Source organism: Acinetobacter rathckeae, assembly GCF_015627125.1.
In the GTDB taxonomy this organism is placed as follows: Bacteria; Pseudomonadota; Gammaproteobacteria; order Pseudomonadales; family Moraxellaceae; genus Acinetobacter; species Acinetobacter rathckeae.
This window is the reverse complement of record NZ_VTDO01000011.1, coordinates 18260-35616: the sequence shown is the minus strand read 5'-3', so window position 1 is coordinate 35616 and position 17357 is coordinate 18260. Positions and strand designations below refer to the sequence as shown.

The 17357-nt window shown below is 37.3% G+C and carries 14 protein-coding genes and 1 pseudogene; 11 read left to right on the top strand and 4 right to left on the bottom strand.

Features of this window, described 5'->3' with window-relative positions:
• Positions 1–64: 64 nt before the first annotated feature.
• The 10 genes from exbB (at position 65) to I2F31_RS12475 (ending at position 10519) form a co-directional block, all read left to right on the top strand.
• A complete protein-coding gene (gene exbB / locus I2F31_RS12520; protein WP_213014893.1) occupies positions 65–784 on the top strand; it encodes a tonB-system energizer ExbB in 720 nt (239 codons plus the stop codon).
• On the top strand, positions 784–1200 hold the full coding sequence (exbD, locus tag I2F31_RS12515) for a TonB system transport protein ExbD (protein ID WP_195769956.1): 417 nt from the start codon (positions 784–786) through the stop codon (positions 1198–1200). The genes exbB and exbD overlap by 1 nt, the downstream gene beginning before the upstream one ends.
• Positions 1197–2018 (top strand): energy transducer TonB family protein, encoded by an 822-nt coding sequence (locus I2F31_RS12510; protein WP_195769955.1) that lies wholly within the window; start codon positions 1197–1199, stop codon positions 2016–2018. Before exbD ends, I2F31_RS12510 begins: the two co-directional genes overlap by 4 nt.
• Positions 2019–2323: 305 nt before the next feature.
• Complete coding sequence (locus I2F31_RS12505; RefSeq protein WP_195769954.1) at positions 2324–3595, top strand: Glu/Leu/Phe/Val family dehydrogenase; 1272 nt, start codon at positions 2324–2326, stop codon at positions 3593–3595.
• 121 nt (positions 3596–3716) lie between these two features.
• Positions 3717–4928, top strand: a complete 1212-nt coding sequence (gene astC / locus I2F31_RS12500; protein ID WP_195769953.1) for an acetylornithine/succinylornithine family transaminase — start codon at positions 3717–3719, stop codon at positions 4926–4928.
• 20 nt (positions 4929–4948) lie between these two features.
• A complete protein-coding gene (astA, locus tag I2F31_RS12495) occupies positions 4949–5971 on the top strand; it encodes an arginine N-succinyltransferase (RefSeq protein ID WP_195773970.1) in 1023 nt (340 codons plus the stop codon).
• A gap of 27 nt (positions 5972–5998) precedes the next feature.
• On the top strand, positions 5999–7453 hold the full coding sequence (gene astD, locus I2F31_RS12490) for a succinylglutamate-semialdehyde dehydrogenase (protein ID WP_407647893.1): 1455 nt from the start codon (positions 5999–6001) through the stop codon (positions 7451–7453).
• A gap of 24 nt (positions 7454–7477) precedes the next feature.
• Positions 7478–8821 carry an N-succinylarginine dihydrolase gene (astB, locus tag I2F31_RS12485; RefSeq protein ID WP_195769950.1) on the top strand — a complete coding sequence of 448 codons (1344 nt, stop codon included), beginning with the start codon at positions 7478–7480 and terminating at the stop codon, positions 8819–8821.
• A 21-nt stretch (positions 8822–8842) separates the two neighbouring features.
• Positions 8843–9814 carry a succinylglutamate desuccinylase gene (gene astE / locus I2F31_RS12480; protein ID WP_195773969.1) on the top strand — a complete coding sequence of 324 codons (972 nt, stop codon included), beginning with the start codon at positions 8843–8845 and terminating at the stop codon, positions 9812–9814.
• A gap of 9 nt (positions 9815–9823) precedes the next feature.
• On the top strand, positions 9824–10519 hold the full coding sequence (locus I2F31_RS12475; protein ID WP_195769948.1) for an aspartate/glutamate racemase family protein: 696 nt from the start codon (positions 9824–9826) through the stop codon (positions 10517–10519).
• Here the strand turns inward: I2F31_RS12475 and I2F31_RS12470 are convergent.
• The 4 genes and pseudogenes from I2F31_RS12470 to I2F31_RS12455 form a co-directional block, all read right to left on the bottom strand.
• Positions 10503–11912: a DNA cytosine methyltransferase gene (locus I2F31_RS12470; protein ID WP_195769947.1), complete on the bottom strand. Its 1410-nt coding sequence runs from the start codon at positions 11910–11912 to the stop codon at positions 10503–10505. The genes I2F31_RS12475 and I2F31_RS12470 overlap by 17 nt on opposite strands.
• A 62-nt stretch (positions 11913–11974) precedes the next feature.
• Complete coding sequence (locus I2F31_RS12465; protein WP_195773968.1) at positions 11975–12937, bottom strand: response regulator; 963 nt, start codon at positions 12935–12937, stop codon at positions 11975–11977.
• Between the two features lies 1 nt (position 12938).
• Positions 12939–15401, bottom strand: coding sequence for a sensor histidine kinase (locus I2F31_RS12460; protein ID WP_195773967.1), 2463 nt, complete (start codon positions 15399–15401; stop codon positions 12939–12941).
• A 421-nt stretch (positions 15402–15822) separates the two neighbouring features.
• Positions 15823–15981, bottom strand: a pseudogene (locus I2F31_RS12455) (transposase); the annotation flags it as partial.
• A gap of 381 nt (positions 15982–16362) precedes the next feature.
• Between I2F31_RS12455 and I2F31_RS12450 the strand changes: the two are divergent.
• Entirely contained in the window at positions 16363–17340 is a 978-nt protein-coding gene (locus I2F31_RS12450; protein ID WP_195769944.1) for a DUF1852 domain-containing protein, read from the top strand.
• The last annotated feature ends 17 nt before the right edge of the window (positions 17341–17357 follow it).

Genomic DNA, 17357 nt, shown 5'->3' with positions numbered 1-17357 from the left:
ATTGGTTACATTTGATATATCCGATGCTCTTAAAGTTTAGAAAATTAATGATTGAGCATACATCATGGCGATTGATTCAAAAACTTCAGTTGTTTTAAACCCATGGAGCATGTTTTTACATGCCGATTGGGTTGTGCAAAGTACAATGATATTACTGATTATTGCATCTATTGCTACATGGACGATTTTAATTGCAAAGAGCTTAGAATTACGAAAAATAAATGCACATCTTTACCAAAGTTATAAAGTACTCGGCTCTATAAAAATCTTGAAAGATATTTCGATATCTCTAGATGTTAAAAATAGCGTAATTCAAGACTTCCTAGATGAAATAGATACAGAGTTTGAGCAGTCGAAAGGCTTGGCCAAATATTCAGGTATGAAAGAGCGTATTGCTGTCAGATTAGAAAATGTTGAGCTCTTATACTCGCGACATTTAAAAAAGGGGATCGGTCTATTAGCAACAATAGGTGCAGTTTCTCCTTTTATTGGCTTATTCGGCACCGTGTGGGGCATTATGAATAGTTTTATTGGAATTACACAAAGTAATACAACTAGCCTTGCAGTTGTTGCACCAGGTATTGCAGAAGCACTTCTTGCAACAGCATTTGGCTTAATGGCAGCGATACCAGCAGTTATTATTTATAACTACTTTACTCGTGTGTTAAATACTATGAATGAGAACCTTGGCTGTGTATCTTTATTAACGCAACAAATAGTATCTCGTGACTTAGATTACTACGAAGAACTTCAAAATGTCGAAAGAACAGAGTCTAGTTTATAATGAAGCGAAATCGATCTAGAGATATTTTAGAAGAAAGCCATAATATAAATATCACGCCATTTATTGATGTTATGTTGGTTTTACTAATTATTTTTATGGTGGTTGCACCACTTTCTACAGTTAATGTACCTATTGATTTACCTGCAAGTACAGAGAAGAAACAACAAGAGCCAACTAATCCAATTTATGTGACTATAAAAAAAGATTTGTCACTGGCTTTAAATGATAGCTCTATAGACTCATCACAGCTAACTAAAACTTTAGATCTACTCAGTCATAATAATCATGATGAACGTATTTTTTTACGTGCTGACAAGAGTATTTCATATGAAAGTGTGATGAATACGATTAATGTATTGCGTCAGGCTGGATATTTGAAGGTTGCACTTGTCGGTTTAGATGGTTCATCTATATGAGTATGATTGAAAAAGATCGCCAGCTAAGCCGTTGGTTTGTGAGCTTCATTATAGTAATGCTGATATATATTATTGCGATATATTGGCTTTTAAAAGGAAGTGAGGTCGCTACGATAATTATACCTCAAAAACCTCAAGCTGTGATGTTAGAATTAACTCAGTTGCCACCAACTGTTAAGGATTCTAAACCAAGTTCTCTTCCTGTAGGCGAGCTAAAGCAAGAGCAGCATCAATCACTATCTAATCCAAAAGCTACAGTCGCAAAACCAACGGTATTCCTTGAACCTGTTGTATCGAAAAAAGCAGAAGTTATTATTCCAAAGCCATCGAAAGTGTCATCAAGATCTGTACCTGTGGAAGAGTTAAATTCAGAAGATATTCAGGAAAATAAAAATACTCCAAAAAAGAATAATGAGATCAATCAAAAAGAAGTCGATCAAACCTCTGCACCTCCTTCTAATCATGCTATCAGAGATGAAAAAAGTGCGGCAAACCAAAATCTAAGTGGTGAATCATTGCAGAAAATAACCCTTTCTTGGCAATTAATGGTATTAAGTCGTCTTGAGCAATTTAAGCGTTATCCTCGAAAATCTCAATTTAATCGCCAAGAGGGTGTTGCTGTTGTACATTATATTGTGAATAGAAAAGGTGAAGTTTTATCTGTTCATCTGATAGAGAGTAGTGGATTTAAGGACTTAGATGACGAAGCTCTTTTTGCTGTAAAGCGTGCTAGTCCACTTCCACCACCACCTGAAGATGTAAAAGGTAATCCTTTAGAATTAAGTACACCAATTAAATTTTCTTTGGTTATTAGGTAGGTTTTTTAAAAAATATTAAAATTCAAATAATTATTTTTAATCTGATAGGTTTTTGTGATTATAAATAGCAAGCTTTATAGTTGCTTTTTTTAAGGGCAGGTATATGATAATTAGCACTTATTCAAGTAACCGATTCTTCGGGTATTGTGATTTATAAAAAGAGTCAGTTACAACTCATATTGAATAAATACAACCACACGGTTGAACAAAATAGCGGGCAGTGAATGTATACATCACAATACAGGCCCAATATCTGTGATGTATGGTTTTGACTGTCCAAAAACAATGAAAAGGTCAAGGAATATATGTCAAACCTTTCTTATGCAAACGAAAATACCAATGCTTGGCAAACCTATCTCGCACAGATTGATCGTGTTGCACCCTATCTTGGTGATTTAACCCCTTATTTAGATACCCTCAAACGTCCAAAGCGTGCATTAATTGTAGATGTACCTATTGTAATGGACGATGGCTCTATTCAACACTTTGAAGGCTACCGTGTTCAGCATAACTTATCTCGTGGGCCAGGTAAGGGGGGTATTCGTTATCACCCGAGTGTTGATCTAAATGAAGTCATGGCATTGTCTGCATGGATGACTATTAAAACAGCAGTACTTAATTTACCTTTTGGTGGTGCTAAAGGTGGTGTGCGTGTTGACCCACGCAAACTCTCAACTCGTGAGCTTGAGCGTTTAACACGCCGTTTTACCACTGAAATTAGCCCAATCATTGGCCCACAAAAAGATATTCCTGCACCTGATGTGGGTACAAACCCAAATATTATGGGCTGGATGATGGACACCTATTCAACCGGTCAAGGTCATACGGTCACAGGTGTGGTCACAGGTAAGCCTGTACACTTAGGCGGTTCGCTTGGTCGTGTACGTGCAACAGGTCGTGGCGTGTTTGTCACGGGGGTTGAAGCAGCTAAGAAAATTGGACTATCTCTTGAAGGTAGTAAAGTTGTGGTGCAAGGTTTTGGTAATGTAGGTAGTGAAGCTGCGTACTTATTTAACCAAGCAGGTGCAAAAGTTGTCGCTGTACAAGACCATACAGGCACAATTTTTGCCGCAAATGGTTTAGATGTGAAAGCATTGCAAAAATATGTTGCAGAGCATCAGGGGGTTGCTGGGTTTAGTGATGCAGAAGCCATAGACAATGAAGCCATGTGGGATTTAGACATGGATATTTTTGTTCCTGCTGCATTAGAGGGGCAAATTACTGTGGCAAGAGCTGAGCGTTTAACGGCAAAAATGGTACTAGAAGGGGCAAATGGCCCGACATATCCAGAAGCAGATGATGCCTTAATTGCACGTGGTGTAACGATTGTGCCTGACGTGATTTGTAATGCTGGTGGTGTGACGGTCAGTTACTTTGAATGGGTACAAGACATGGCAAGCTATTTCTGGAGCGAAGATGAAATTAATGAGCGTTTAGATAAGCTCATGATTAACGCCGTTGCAGATGTTTGGAATACTGCCACAGAAAAAGGCTGTAGTTTACGTACAGCTGCTTATATTTTGGCATGTGAGCGTATTTTAAAAGCCCGTAAAGAACGTGGTATTTTCCCTGGTTAAAATAAATTTATATAAATACACATTTAGGCTATGAAATCATGGCCTAAATGCTACTATCTAATAACCGATTAATATAATTATTTTTATGAAACGCACATTTATGTGCTGAGTTGAGGTTGGCATGCAAGATCAGATTCAAAGACATCATTTTGACGACTATATGGTTCCAGTATTTTCACCAGCACAGTTTGTACTGACTCATGGTCAAGGCTCTCGAGTGTGGGACCAAAATGATAAAGAATATATCGATTTTGCAGGGGGGATTGCCGTGAATGCTTTAGGGCATGCACACCCTATTGCAGTCAATGCATTGACAGAGCAAGCACAAAAACTATGGCATGTGAGTAATGTCTATACCAATGAACCCGTATTACGTTTGGCGAAAAACTTGGTAGAACATACCTTTGCAGATAAAGTCTTTTTCTCTAACTCTGGTGCAGAGGCCAACGAAGCGGCTTTAAAGCTAGCTCGTAAAATTGGTCTAAAAAGTGGCCAAGTAGATAAAAACCAAATTGTCGCCTTTAAAAATGCCTTTCATGGTCGTACTTTATTTACCGTGACTGCGGGTGGTCAGCCCAAATATTCACAAGACTTTGCACCATTGCCTGCAAATATTGAGCATGTAGATTACAACGACTTAGATGCAGCATTGGCTGTAATTGGTGAAAAAACCTGTGCGGTGATTGTTGAGCCAATACAAGGTGAAGGTGGGGTAGTACCTGCTCAAGTTGAGTTTTTACAGGGTTTACGCCGTCGTTGTGATGAAGTGGGTGCAGTATTAATTTTTGATGAAGTGCAAACAGGTGTTGGCCGTACAGGTGCTTTGTATGCCTATATGAATACAGGTGTTACTCCAGATATTTTAACCACGGCTAAAGCACTTGGCGGTGGCTTCCCAATCGGGGCGATGATTACAACAGATCATTATGCGAGCCAATATGCCATTGGTGACCACGGTACAACCTACGGTGGTAATCCACTAGGCTGTGCAGTTGCGAATGCGGTGTTTGAGTATGTGAATCGTCCAGAAACCTTGGATGGCGTGAAACAGCGTTCTGAACAATTTTTTACAGGTTTACAGGCACTGAATGACAAATATGCAGTGTTTGAACAAGTACGTGGTCAAGGCCTACTGATTGGTTGTGTGTTAAATGCTCAATACGCAGGTCGTGCCAAAGAGATCATGACTCTATGTGCTGAACATGGCTTATTGGTACTGATTGCAGGGCCAAATGTCGTGCGTTTTGCACCCGCATTGGTGATTACTGAAGAAGAAGTGGCCACAGGTTTGGCACGTTTTGAACAGGCTTTAGCAAGCTTTACTACAGTTTAATCATTCAAGGTGGGTTTAGCATGATGAGAGTGCGACACGCCGAGCAACGTGATTTAAATGACATCTATATTTTAGCGAAAAAGTCAGGCATTGGCCTGACTTCTTTGCCTGAAAATGAAGATGCATTAATTGCAAAACTTGTGCGTACAGAACAGACACGCCAAGGCCACTTGGAAAAAAGTGAGCAAGGCTATTTATTTGTTTTAGAAGATACCACGCAGCAAAAAGTGGTGGGTGTCAGTGGTATAGAAGTTGCGGTTGGGCTAGTTGAGCCGTTTTATAATTTTCATGTGGGTAAACAGGTGCATGCCTCTAAAGCACTGAATGTCTATCAATCACTTGATACCTTATTTTTAAGCAATGACCATACAGGTTCAAGTGAGCTTTGTACCTTATTTTTAGACCCTGAATTTAGAAAAAATCAAAATGGTAAATTTCTTTCTAAAATTCGATTTTTATTCATTGCAGCTTTTCAGCAAAAATTTGAACAGAAGTTGATTGCAGAAATGCGTGGCTATAGTGATGAACACGGCCATTCACCATTTTGGTCTGCTTTGGGTCATCATTTCTTTAATATGCCTTTTTCAAAAGCAGACTACTTAAGTGGTGTAGGGCAGAAAGTATTTATTGCCGAGTTAATGCCACGCTTTCCTGTATATGTTGACCTATTGCCCAAAGAGGCACAGCAAGTGATTGGTCAAGTGCATGAACACACACGCCCTGCATACCGTTTATTGGAAACTGAAGGTTTAAAGTATCAAGGCTATGTTGATATTTTTGATGCAGGGCCGACCATAGAAGCCAATATTGAAGACTTACGTGCAGTACGAGAGAGCGAACAACGCTGTGTTGTGATACAAGAATCCTCAGCACCATTAGAAGCCCCACGTTTCATGGTGGCCAATGACGATTATCAAAACTATTGTGCCATTTTAGTTGAAGCGGAAATGGACTTAGAACATATTTATTTAACCCATATGCAAGCTCAACAACTGCATGTAGTCGCGGGTAGCTACGTGCGGATATTGCCATTAAATACTTAGGAGCATTACAGCATGCAACACGGCAAAATGTTTATCAGTGGGCAATGGTTGCCTGCACAAGGTCAAGCCTTTGAAAAAAAAGATCCTGTGAGCCAGAATTTGGTGTGGTCAGGTCATGAAGCGACCATACAAGATGTGCAGTCTGCGTGTAGCTCGGCTCGCCAAGCTTTTCCTGCATGGGCAAGATTGCCAATCGCTGAACGTATAAAAACAATAGAAAAATTTGCAGCACTACTGACTGAACATAAACAACAATTGGCTGAAACCATTAGCCAAGAAACAGGAAAACCGTTGTGGGAATCTTTGACTGAAGTACAGTCTATGGTGGGTAAAGTTGCCATTTCTATTCGTGCATATCATGAACGTACAGGCGAGCATAGCCAAGACATGGCAGGTGGTCGTGCATCATTGAGACATAGACCACATGGCGTGTTGGCCGTTTTTGGCCCATACAATTTTCCGGGTCACTTACCCAATGGCCACATTGTTCCTGCACTGATTGCAGGTAATGCTGTGGTGTTTAAACCAAGTGAGCTCACGCCACGTACAGCAGAAGAAACCGTAAAGCTATGGCAACTGGCAGGCTTGCCAAACGGCGTACTTAATCTGATACAAGGTGGTCGCAGTACAGGCGAAGCTTTAGCCAATGCACTTGATATTGATGGTTTACTCTTTACAGGCAGTGCTAATACTGGCTATCACTTGCACCAACAATTCTCTGGTCGCCCCGATAAAATTTTAGCTTTAGAAATGGGTGGAAACAATGCGCTCATTATTGATGAAATAGAGCATTTAGATGCTGTCGTGCATTTGGCTATTCAGTCCGCATTTATTTCAGCAGGCCAGCGTTGTACCTGTGCACGTCGTATTTTAGTCAAAGAGGGTGCGATAGGTGATGCATTTGTGGCACGTTTTATTGAAGTGGCTAAACAACTAAAAGTCGATGCTTGGAACAGCGAGCCGGCACCATTTATGGGAGGCGTGATTTCATCATATGCTGCAGATCAGCTCATGCAAGCACAGCAACAATTAATTGATCTGGGTGCAAAACCACTGTTGGCAATGACACGACCAAACCCAGACACAGCCTTACTGACTGCGGGTATTTTAGAAGTTACAGATGTCACAGATATTCCAGATGAAGAATACTTCGGTCCATTGACTAAAATTTACCGTTATAGCAACTTTGATGAAGCACTTGAGCTTGCCAATCAGACCCGTTTTGGCTTGGCAGTTGGTTTGGTTTCTCCAAATAAAGCAGACTTTGAACGATTGGTGCTTGAAGCACGTGCAGGTATTGTGAATTGGAATAAGCCACTCACAGGGGCATCAAGTGCTGCACCTTTTGGTGGCGTGGGTGCATCAGGGAATCATCGTGCCAGCGCATTTTATGCGGCGGATTATTGTGCATGGCCAATGGCATCACTTGAAGAAGACCATGTGAGCCTCCCTGCGACATTAAGCCCAGGTATTCAACTATAAAAATAGATTTACAGGAGTGTTGTTATGTCTGGTTATGAAATTAACTTTGATGGTTTAGTTGGCCCAACGCATCACTATGCAGGGTTGTCATTTGGCAATGAAGCATCGACCAAAAATAAAAAAAATACCTCGAACCCTAAACTTGCAGCATTGCAAGGCTTAGAAAAAATGAAAACCTTGGCCGATATGGGCTTAAAGCAAGCGGTTTTTGCACCACAAGAACGCCCACATTTAACAACATTACGCCAACTTGGTTTTAGTGGCACAGATGAGCAAGTCATTACACAGGCGATGAAAACGTCGCCTGATTTACTGTCATCACTCAGTTCGGCATCGAGTATGTGGACAGCCAATTCGTGTACCGTTACGCCTTCAGCGGACAGTGCAGATGGTAAAATACACTTTACTCCGGCTAATCTAAACAATAAGTTTCATCGTGCCATTGAACACCCAACCACGGGGCGTATTTTACAAGCCATGTTTCATGATGAACAATATTTTAGCCACCACCATGCATTGCCAAGTGTAGCCTTATTTGGGGACGAAGGAGCGGCCAACCATAACCGTTTAGGCGGTGCTTATGACAAGCCGAGTCTGAATGTATTTGTTTATGGTCAACAGTTTATTGGCAATCATTTAGGGCCGAAAAAATACCCTGCAAGACAGTCTTTGGAAGCCAGTCAAGCAATTGCTCGCTTACATGGTTTAAGTGATTTAAATACTGTATTTTTACAGCAAAACCCAGATGTGATTGATCAGGGGGTTTTTCATAATGATGTGATTGCGGTGAGTAATCAGCAAGTTTTATTTTGCCATGAATATGCCTTTGTACAAACAGCACATGCTTTTGCTGAAATAGAAGCCAAAATGGCAGCCTTAGGTGCAACATTTAACCCAATTATTGTGCCGAACTCTCGTGTTTCAGTACAAGATGCAGTATCTACCTATTTATTTAATAGCCAAATACTCACCCGTACCGACGGAAAAATGACTTTAGTTGTACCTGAAGAATCTCGTCAAAATCAAGCCGTTTGGGATTATCTTACGGAAATGACTCAGTCAGGCTTAGCAATAGATCAAATTAAAGTCTTTGACTTAAGAGAAAGTATGCGTAATGGTGGTGGCCCAGCATGTTTACGCTTACGTGTTGCTGTCAATGAAGATGAGCTTGAGGCGATTAATCAGCATGTCTTTATGAATGAAGCGGTGTATGAAATTTTAACAGACTGGGTTGAAAAACATTACCGTGATGAATTGTCACAACATGACTTGGCAGATCCAGCTTTACTGCAAGAAAACAGAACGGCACTTGATGAGCTAACACAAATTTTAAAACTGGGCTCAGTATACGATTTTCAGCGTATTTAATTTGTTCTCCGAGGGAATGACATGAACATGTTACAGCAGGTCTTACAGTCATCACATGATCTTTTAGTGAAAAAGGGGGAAGAAGCCAATTTTCATTGGTCATGGTGGGACGAAGGTGTGGTGTGTTTTACACCGAAGACGGCTTATAACAGCTCAGTGGTGATTTCCGCAGGTGTTCATGGGAATGAAACAGCACCGATCGAGTTGTTATTTAACATCTATGATGACCTCATGGCAGATCGGTTGCAGTTAAATGTCGGGCTATTGCTGATTTTAGGTAATCCAGAAGCCATACGGCAGGGTATGCGTTATATTGACTATGATATGAACCGTATGTTTTGTGGTGCATATCAAAAAATTGAGTCATGTGCTGAAACGGAGCGTGCACAAAAGCTGGAGCAATATTGTGTAGACTTTTATCATATTGCACCGCATACACAGCGGTATCATTATGATTTACATACTGCTATTCGTGATGCGGTTTTTCCAACGTTTGCGATGTTGCCGTATCAAACACATGCCTATGACCCATTATTATTAGCGCAGTTGAAGTGTGCAGATTTAGATGCATTGGTCTATCATAATAGTGTAGGTGTGACCTTTAGCCATTTTAGTATGCAAGTATGTCATGCGCACAGCGTGACTTTAGAATTAGGTAAAGCCAAGCCATTTGGTCATAATCATTTGGCTGATTTTACAGGGATAGAACTGTTACTTCGTGCAGTGATTGCACAAGATACGTTGCCTTTACGCCGTAAAGAAACCATCAAACAATTTGCAGTCCAACAGGCCATTATTAAAAAAACAGCAACATTTCAACTGAATTTAAGCCCAGATGCAGCTAATTTTTCGCTATTTAAACAAGGCGATTGGGTGGCTAAATCATCTGAACAAGATGTCATGTATGCCACAGAAAACTTTTATATTTTATTTCCAAACCCAAACGTGGCTTTAGGTTTACGTGCAGGATTATTACTTAAACGCATAGAATGAGAGATAATAATGAAAACAATTGGCTTATTGGGTGGTATGAGCTGGGAGTCTACAGCATTGTATTATCAGCATTTAAACAAGGCAGTACAGCAACGTTTAGGTGGTTTAAATAGTGCTCAGATTATTTTAAATAGCGTAAATTTTGCAGAAATAGAAAAGCTCCAACAACAAGGTGATTGGGCACAAGCCGCCAAAATATTACAACAAGAAGCTCAAAAATTACAATGTGCAGAGGTTGATGCGATTGTACTGTGTACCAATACCATGCATTTGGTTGCACCAGAAATTCAACAAGCCATGAGCGTGCCTTTATTACACATTGCTGATGCCACAGCAAAACATATTTTGGCACAGGGCATACAGCGAATCGCTTTGCTAGGTACAGCTTTTACCATGGAGCAAGATTTTTATAAAGCACGGTTGATTGAGCATGGTTTAGAGGTATTGATACCCCAAGAGAAAGATCGGGCAACGATACATCGCACTATTTATGATGAGCTGTGTTTGGGTCAGGTCAACGCATCATCTAAGCAAGCGTTTTTAAACATAATTGAAGGCTTAAAACAACAAGGGGCACAAGGTATTATTTTAGGCTGTACCGAAATTGTGATGTTGTTGCCAGAGGCAGAAGCGTGTGGCTTACCACTATTTGATACCACTGCGATACATGTGCAGGCGGCTGTTGAGTTTATGTTAGGTGAGTAAGTTTGCTTTGAGTGAGTGATATCTCTTTCTGGTAATTAAGTAATTCGAGTTTTATCTCATGACAAATACTATTAAATTCATTTAATAAAAATAACCCAATACCCTCAGCCATTAACGGAGGAATGGCATTGCCGACCTGAGTATACTTCGGACAGCTTACTTTCCTTCTTTCTCCACCAGTTGTATAAGGGCCATGAAATTCGAACCAGTCGGGAAATGATTGTAAACGGGCGCATTCTCGTACGGTTAAGATACGAGGTTCATCATAGTGTAATAAATCATCCGGTAATGTTGTGATAGTTGGAGCACATTCTGATGGATCTAAAACTTTAGTAATCTGCTTTTTAGTATTGAAAGCATCTAATACATAATCTTTTGGTAGAGTTCGCATTCTTTGTAATTGATATTTTCCAGATAGTTTAGGGTTATTTAAATCGCTTAAAATTCTTTTAAATTTATTTTTTATAATGGGGGTATGGTTAGCTAAGCGTAAACCTGTTGGTAAAAAATTTTTAACAAGTCCATCCCTCATTAAATCAATATAGCTCCTATTTAAATTTTCAGGACAATGTGTACTAGATATTTGTAAGAACCTATCACTTGGAATATCCGTGACATTTTTTAATTTATAAGCACGATTATATTTGCTTAACGTTTTTAAATCAGCAATAGCTTCTTGAGTAGAAACTTTGATCGGCAAATTTTTCTTCGCTTTAAATTTTTTAGTAAATAGATTAAATTTCTCTTCAAATAAGGGAGTTACTTTTTTGCTGAACTCTAATATTTGTTTTTTAGATAAAGATGGATTAACTCCAATTATCTCTTCAATATTAATACCAAATAATATGAATCGAATCCGATGTTGAGGAACTCCCCATACAGAACAATCTTCAATAAATGTTATTGGCAGATAGCCCAATTCTGCTAACTTACTTTTGATGCTATTAGCTATGGCTGGTTGATCTTTAATTTTATATGTTATTCCTTTAACATTTTCCATTAAAATAATCTTGGGGCGGACTAAAGAGACAACTTTTAAATAGTCGTATACCAGTTTGCTTCTAGGATCATTTGGATCTCGTCTTCCAGCCGTTGAAAAGCCTTGGCATGGTGGACCACCTACTACCAAATCAACAATTTTATCTTTCCCTAATTGAGCTAAATAATCCTTTTTTTCTTCTAAGACTTCATGAATATCATGGTGTTGTACAGAAAGTTGGGAAGAATCCCACTTGAAAGTATTTTTCAAATTTGGATTAGGTGTAACAAGATTGTTTTTTAAACTAAGAAAGGCATCTGTATTCTTTTCAATGGCAAAAAGACCTGTCAAACCAGCGTTTAGTAGTCCTAATGAGAGTCCGCCACAGCCAGAAAACAAGTCTATAAAGCGCATAATAGGTTCTTATACTAGAATTTCAAGAGAAGTGTAATGGATTTATGATTCAAACACCAGGACTATTCACGTTGGACTTCTTCAAGGTTACCATTAATAAGCAAGTTTTTAAGATCGTTAAAATTATCTCGGTGATTTAATAAGTTTTGACGTAACAATTTAAATTCATTTTCGCCATATAGCTTGTCACCTACCTTAAAAACAGTTTTCCCCTTTTCTTCTGTTGGTTTTACATGCGCCAGCTCATTTCTTGGTGCTATAACGTCTTCATTGTATTTTTTTAAGACTTCTAATATATTCGTTATATTATATTTGTCTTCTAAATCTTCCAACATTCTCTTTAAAACTTCGTATTTTATGAAACTACTACATGCTCTATGGTTTATAAGTTCTTCGAACATATAACCTGATTCATTATTAATAATATTGCTTATTTGAGAAACATTTTTTGAACCTAATGTTGTAATCTTCTCTTGGATGAATGATGAAATTTCTTTTCTTTTTTCACTACAATCAATTTTAGATTCAAGGTTTTTTGTTAAATCACTAATTGATTCATCAAACTCACTCACAACCTCCATTACAATTCCGCGCATATGATTAATATCAAGAATTTTACGTATTCTATTTTGTATGATCTCGAATGATTCACCTTGTAAATTATTTCTATTAATACAAAAGACACCATCCACGTGATGGTCAAACATGAACCGGCGTAAATTACTAGGTGAGGCTGAGCTGTAAAAAATAATATCTGTTAGTAAATTTGAACGTCTAAGCTTTTTTGCAATATCAGCACCATTGAAGCTATCTTTACCTAAATCATAATCAAGTAAGATGAGATCAAAGTTATTAACAATATTCTTTATATTGCCGAAAGTATTATTGAGGTCGCTTCCAGGTTTAATCCATTGTACTTTTAAATTAAAGCCTAGACGACTTAATCGAGTAGATAGACCTTTTGCTACTTCTTCAACATTATTTTGCTGATCTTCAAACCACAATATCTGGTAATCTAAACGCATCTTATACTAGCCTAATTATAAATTGACAACCATTATGGTAGTCTTCGTTTAAAGAAATACTTCCGCCCATTTGCTCTATAATAAATTTCACATGGTAGAGACCAAGCCCAGAACCATCAGTAGTACTGAAGCCTTTCTCAAATATTCTATTTTGTTCATATGAGTCTATGCCTTGACCATCATCGGTTATAGAAATTTCAATTTGTTTTGAACCTATTTTTTTAAAGCTAAAATTAACAGTAGTTGCTCTAGCCTTACGTGAATTATGTACGAGATTGTCAATGACCATTGAAAGTTCAATCGGTAGAAATGTTCTTTCAAATGAGTCAATATCAGTATCAAAAGTAATCTTTAATGTATCGCCAGTATATATACTACAAATTGCTAACAAGTATTCTTCAAAAAAATTAACTAAGTTGGCTGTAATTTGTTCTGATTGAATTCTAAAATTAGCCTGCGTTGCAAATCTGGAGACCGATAATGTTTGCTGGTTTTTGAATGTTAGTCTTTCAAATATATTAATTAATTCTTCTTTAGTGAATTTTTCATCATGATTTAGTTTATCAATTTGGTTTGTAAGAATAGTATGAATAGTTGAAGCATAAATTCCAATTTGGTGCATGAGATTAACAATATTATCTTTATCTAATGATGAATTAGCTGTTAGAAATAGATTTCTTTTCTTCTCTTCTTCATATGCTAGAGAGACTTGTTCTTTTTCAGATAAAGCTTCTTGTTTCTCTTCTTCAGCCTGTTTTGTTGCCTCTTCAGCCGCCTGCTTCTGTTTTTCAGCTTCCTGGCGTTCTTTATTTGCTTTTCTTGCTTCTTCTTCAGCTAGTCTTCTGGCTTCTACAGCTTCTACAGCCTCCTTTTTAGCTTGTATTTCGGCTTCTTTAAGCTCTAAATATCTCTGTTCAGCTTTATTAACTTTTTCCCATAGTTCAATATTATTAGATTTGCGGGCAACTGCTTTTAAGCCTTCAATAGACTCTTCAAATTCTTTTGATTTCTCATTAAGTATCGTGATTAAATTTTCACTATATTCTAATAATTCTATTTTTTTTGAATTAGCTAGTTTCGAAACAATTTGTATAATGCGTGCTTTAGCAAGATCTGTATTTAATCTTTCAGGAGTATCTAATTCTCTATCAAGACTATCTTTCCAAGTAACATCAACAATATAGCTTTCTAATCGTTTGATACATTTTTCCATAAAGCATTCTTCTAATTGAAGATATGCTGGCGTTTCAATTAATCCTTGATCTCTGCTGGTTGTTTCCTTAAATTGTTCTTCAGTACCTTTTACATCAATTTTTCCTATAACATCACGTGTACCTAAATATCTGGCATAACCTTGTTGTTTTCTTCTATCCAGACGAAAAGTATCATCCCCTTCATTACCAATAGGGTAGACGCGAAAGCCATTACGAAACACAAAAATTGATCCAAACGATACTGATGTTAGGCCCATTCGTCGTTTAAATGTTTGTTTTGCTGCTGTATTTAAATAGTAAATACTAGATGAAAATTCTGAATTTTTTATATTTGTGTAATCATTAGGTTCTTTAATTTTATATATTAATTCCCCACGATCTCTAAGGGTCGAAGTAATGGTTTCACCATTATCGGTAAAGTTAACATCTAAGTAAGTTGATTTAGATTGTAATGTATCAAAAATAAAATTTTGGATCGAGCCATTTACTAAAGGTATATATTCATCTGAGTTTTTTTTATCTTGGTATTCTTTATTATCCTTATCTATTTCGTCAGGGGCATAAATAATAATTTTGAAATCACTTTCTTGCTTAAATGGGTTAATAAGTTTCGCTAAAGAATTTTTAAGATCTAGTAGTTTTTTTCTATCCCAAACTTCTCGTAAGTTCTTTATTTCAATGATTGTTCCATGCTTTGGAAGTTCTAAAGATTTGTTTAATGAGAAAATATTAAATAAGTCTATAGAATATTCAAAACACTCTAAATTAAAGCTTGAACTTGAGCTATTATACACTTGGATTGATTCAAATCGATTAAGGTCATTAGATTCAAACCTGTCCCATTCAATATCTAAAATTTCACTATGATTTATATGATTTTCATGTATTGTTTGAAGCCTTAAACTTTTTCCCAACCTATCACATGAGAAGCGTCCTACACCTTTGCTACCGGCAAAATTTTTGTTAATCACGCTATGACGATAGTCAGTATGGTTTGACTGATTTTGCTTTTTCTTCTCTGAATAAGCTACAAATAACCATTTATTAACTAAGTCATCATAGTTCATACCATGACCATCATCAATGATGATAATTCTCTCTTTATCAAAATAGAGTTGAACTGTCCGAGCATTTGCATCAAATGCATTTTTTACTAATTCAAAAATAGCTACGGTATCGTTAATAATTAAATCACGACCAATAATATTTTTTAATCCAGAGCTGACCTTAAAATTTAATTGATTACTCATAAATTTTCCTTAAATTCCAGATCGGCGACTTGACCCAAATAGCTGTATATTGATGTTTAATTTTATTCTAAGCTAAAATATTTGATTTTAAAAGCTTTTCCTGTTTTTGCAATTCTTGATATAAATATAGATGAAAATCTTTAGTTTCATCTTCAACACCATTAAATTTAGTAGAGGGATAGTGTTCTCAGAAACAGGTTAATTGGTGCTAACCATCAGATGATGGGGTGGTATAGTGTGTAGGCTAAAACTCCTAATACATGTATAAAAAACATCTGAAATAGTTGGTCAATACAATCTTCCCGCTACTCTTTCTATTGATCCTAGATAGAGTTTTGTGGAGATTCGAGCCCTAAATGGTTTTGTTCAAAATTCTCAGGGCTTAACCAACCATTTGCAGAATGTCATCTGATCCGATTCACTTGCTTGAACCCTCCGGATTGGCTGTGCGAATCCATTTATCTGATGTTGAATAACTAACACCTAGTTTCACTGCAATTGATGCTAATGGTTGGTGTGAGTTTGCAAGCGCATAATCGATTGCTTGCGACTTAAATTCTGGACTAAAGCATTTAGTCATAAGTGTGCCCCAACGTTAGTTTATATTAGTTTTAGCGTGATTTTTGTCCACTTTTTTAGGTTTAAGCAGTTGTTCAAAAGTAGATAAATTTTTTTGTAAAAGTCATATGCTGTATAAAATATCCCTAAACAATAGCGAAAAACCAAACATGAATTTCATTCATATTTTTGTGAAATAAAGTCACTTTTATTCATGTAGTGATTGATGTATAAATTACCTTATGTTCTTAAGGTAGAGCATGTGATTGTTCACTCTTACTTGTAGCATTCGTTATGAGCAAGAAAAATACATAGACTGACTGTTAAACGCCAAAACTGGAACATGCAGCAAGCAAGAGCAACATACATTCAGGTTTTATCTCAAATTTAGGGTCGCAGAGCAATGAGTACAGCATTTCAATTTACAGTTAAAAGCATTCGTTTTGATGAAAACTATCACCCATCAAACAATACTCGTACAACGACAAACTTTGCTAACTTAGCACGAGGCGAGAGTCGTGAAGAAAATCTGCGTAAAACTCTAAAAATGATGAATAATCGTTTTAATGACTTGGCACATTGGGACAACCCAAATGCAGACCGTTATTCTCTAGAGCTAGACATTATATCTGTTGATATTGATGTTGAAGGTAATGGCAATACATTCCCAACCATTGAAATTTTGAAAACAAATATTGTTGATCATAAAACCAATCAGCGTATAGATGGGATTGTTGGTAACAACTTTTCTTCTTATGTACGTGACTATGACTTTAGCGTATTGTTATTAGAGCACAATAAAAACAAAACAGAATTTACAGTACCAGCGGGCTATGGCGACTTGCATGGCAAGATTTTTCAGTCATTTGTGAACTCAAAAACCTACACTGAAAGATTTAATAAACAACCTGTGATTTGTTTAAGTGTTTCAACCACCAAAACGTATCATCGCACGACAAATGAACACCCAATTTTAGGTGTTGAATATAAACAAGAGGCATACTCTTTAACAGATGAATATTTTGCAAAAATGGGCTTAGAGGTTCGCTACTTTATGCCAAAAAATAGCGTTGCGCCTTTAGCATTTTACTTCCGTGGTGACTTGTTAGCAGACTATACCAACCTTGAGTTGATTGGCACAATTAGTACCATGGAAACCTTCCAGCGAATTTACCGTCCTGAGATTTATAATGCCAATGCGGCAGCAGGGCAGTGCTATCAACCAAGTTTGAAGTATCAAGACTACTCACTGACCCAAATTGTATATGATCGTGAAGAACGTAGCCAATTGGCAGTAAAACAAGGTAAATTTACAGAAGAACAGTTTATTCAGCCATACCAAGCCATTCTTGAAAAATGGGCTGCAGATTACGTTGTTTAACTGACCAATTAAAAATA

Excerpts from the sequence above, each read along its gene's own strand:
- exbB (WP_213014893.1), top strand. The coding sequence starts at position 65 with ATGGCGATTGATTCAAAAACTTCAGTTGTTTTAAACCCATGGAGCATG.
- exbD (WP_195769956.1), top strand. The coding sequence starts at position 784 with ATGAAGCGAAATCGATCTAGAGATATTTTAGAAGAAAGCCATAATATA.
- I2F31_RS12510 (WP_195769955.1), top strand. The coding sequence starts at position 1,197 with ATGAGTATGATTGAAAAAGATCGCCAGCTAAGCCGTTGGTTTGTGAGC.
- I2F31_RS12505 (WP_195769954.1), top strand. The coding sequence starts at position 2,324 with ATGTCAAACCTTTCTTATGCAAACGAAAATACCAATGCTTGGCAAACC.
- astC (WP_195769953.1), top strand. The coding sequence starts at position 3,717 with ATGCAAGATCAGATTCAAAGACATCATTTTGACGACTATATGGTTCCA.
- astA (WP_195773970.1), top strand. The coding sequence starts at position 4,949 with ATGATGAGAGTGCGACACGCCGAGCAACGTGATTTAAATGACATCTAT.
- astD (WP_407647893.1), top strand. The coding sequence starts at position 5,999 with ATGTTTATCAGTGGGCAATGGTTGCCTGCACAAGGTCAAGCCTTTGAA.
- astB (WP_195769950.1), top strand. The coding sequence starts at position 7,478 with ATGTCTGGTTATGAAATTAACTTTGATGGTTTAGTTGGCCCAACGCAT.
- astE (WP_195773969.1), top strand. The coding sequence starts at position 8,843 with ATGAACATGTTACAGCAGGTCTTACAGTCATCACATGATCTTTTAGTG.
- I2F31_RS12475 (WP_195769948.1), top strand. The coding sequence starts at position 9,824 with ATGAAAACAATTGGCTTATTGGGTGGTATGAGCTGGGAGTCTACAGCA.
- I2F31_RS12470 (WP_195769947.1), bottom strand. The coding sequence starts at position 11,912 with ATGCGCTTTATAGACTTGTTTTCTGGCTGTGGCGGACTCTCATTAGGA.
- I2F31_RS12465 (WP_195773968.1), bottom strand. The coding sequence starts at position 12,937 with ATGCGTTTAGATTACCAGATATTGTGGTTTGAAGATCAGCAAAATAAT.
- I2F31_RS12460 (WP_195773967.1), bottom strand. The coding sequence starts at position 15,401 with ATGAGTAATCAATTAAATTTTAAGGTCAGCTCTGGATTAAAAAATATT.
- I2F31_RS12450 (WP_195769944.1), top strand. The coding sequence starts at position 16,363 with ATGAGTACAGCATTTCAATTTACAGTTAAAAGCATTCGTTTTGATGAA.